The organism is Aeromonas sp. HMWF015 (assembly GCF_963878965.1).
GTDB lineage: Bacteria > Pseudomonadota > Gammaproteobacteria > Enterobacterales > Aeromonadaceae > Aeromonas > Aeromonas veronii.
The window spans coordinates 1-1,341 of the sequence record NZ_CAWNZT010000198.1; the positions used below are offsets into that span (position 1 = coordinate 1).

The 1,341-nt window shown below is 60.9% G+C and carries 1 protein-coding gene; it reads right to left on the bottom strand.

Going from position 1 to position 1,341, the window contains the following annotated elements:
• On the bottom strand, positions 1-1,341 hold a 1,341-nt coding region (locus tag AACS18_RS10820), incomplete at both ends, for a PAS domain-containing sensor histidine kinase (RefSeq protein WP_146184883.1).

Here is a 1,341-nt window from a genome sequence, read left to right on the forward strand (position 1 = left end):
GAGCTGGTGGATGTCGAGGGGGCTCAACCGGGCGCCGAGCCGCACCATGGTGGCCTGCAAGGTGGCATCGCTACCCAGCCACCACCATTCGCTGCCCGCCAGTGCGGGTGGTTCCCACAGGCCATTGAGCAGCGGGATGCTGAAGCGGAAACTGGCCCCTTCACCGAGCTGGCTCTTGACCGTCAGGGTACCGCCCATCTTCTTCACCAGCTGATCACAGATGGCAAGGCCCAGACCGGTGCCACCAAAGCGGCGATTGATATCGGATTCCACCTGCTCGAACGGGGTAAAGAGCAGCGCTTGCTTCTCTTCGGCGATGCCGATGCCGGTATCCGTCACCGCGATAACCAGCTGCTGGTCGTGACAGCTGACCTGGATCGAAATGGCGCCCTGCTCGGTGAACTTCACCGCATTGTTGAGCAGATTGGAGACCACCTGGCCCACTCTGACCGGATCGATATCGGCCAGGTCGGGGAGTTGATCCTCCCACTGGAGCGTGACCTTCAGCCCCTTGTTGTAGGCCAGTGCGGCATGGCCGCGGATCACATCGCACACCACGGGTTGCAGACGGCAGGATTGGCGATTGAGGTGCAGCTGACCCGCCTCGATTTTGGAAAAGTCGAGGATATCGTTGACCAGATAGAGCAGGTGGTTGGCCGAGCTCTCCACATTGCGCAGCAGATAGCGCTGGTCATCATTGAGCTCGCTCATGCGCAGCAGCTCCAGCATGCCGTGCATGCCCGAGATGGGCGTTCTCAGCTCATGACTCATGGTGGCCAAAAAGCGGCTGCGCGCCTGCATCGCCAGTTCGGCCGCGGCGCGCGCCTCGCGCAGCTCATGCTCCTGTTGCTTGATGGCGGTGATGTCCTGCACCACGCCGTTGAGCAGGCGATCATTGCCCTGTTGCGTCACAAAGTTGCCGCGGATCTGGATATAGCGCGCCCCCTGAGCAGAGGGCATCAGCACCTCCATATCGAGCGGCTCAAGGGTTTGCGCATGTTTGGCCACCTTATCGATAAAGGTTGCCATAGCCTCATCGTTCAAGCCGAGGATCACGCCGCCAGACTCGGCTGCCATCAACTCTTGGTGGGTCATCCCGAGAATGTCGCTGGCCCCTTGGGACAGATAGAGGAATTTCCCCTTGCCGGCCCCTTGCCAGAGATATTGATAGACCAGACCCGGCATGCTGTCGGTGATGTCCCGCAGCCTGCCCTCCACTTCCCGCACCTTGTTTTCGGCGGCCTTGAGGGCACTGACATCGGTCAATACCGTCAGCACCCCCTGAATCGCGCCGTCTGCTGCGCGATAGGGCAACTTGACGTAGACCACGTGAAGGGGAAC